The organism is Vibrio sp. 970, assembly GCF_033339075.1.
In genome coordinates, this window is record NZ_JAWOTW010000794.1 from 1 (window position 1) to 521 (window position 521).

The window sequence follows — 521 nt, forward strand, 5'->3', positions numbered from 1 at the left end:
CCTTTTGCCCTTTACTTAAGTACCTAGATACCTAGTTATCTAGGTGTCAAACCTACTTCAGGTTAATCAATTTCACGGAAGCGAGCCGTAAAGTGACGTAAAACCGGAGGCTCATATTCGAACGTCAAACCTTTCAATTCATGAGCTCGGTTCTTCAACTCGATCAACGCATCCGCGATGTAGTCCATGTGGTCGTTAGTATAGACTCGACGTGGAATCGTTAAGCGCATTAATTCAAGCTCAGAGGCTTTCTGTTCACCCGTTTCAGGGTCACGTCCGAGCAACAATGAGCCAATCTCAACAGCTCGAATCCCAGCCTCCAGATACAACGCATTGCACAAGGCTTGTGCTGGGAACTGATCGGCTGGAATGTGCGGCAATATTTTCGCCGCATCAACAAACACCGCATGGCCACCAGTTGGATATTGGATTGGAATTCCCCCCTCCCGTAGACGCTCGCCCAAGTATTGCACCTGACTGATTCGATAATGCAGGAAGTCTTCATCCGCGCCCTCATACAA

General features: G+C 48.4%; 1 protein-coding gene. It reads right to left on the bottom strand.

Annotated elements, in window-relative coordinates; translation table 11 throughout:
• Window positions 1-62: 62 nt before the first annotated feature.
• On the bottom strand, window positions 63-521 hold a 459-nt coding region (locus R7Q11_RS29230; RefSeq protein WP_263857237.1), incomplete at its 5' end, for a beta-eliminating lyase-related protein.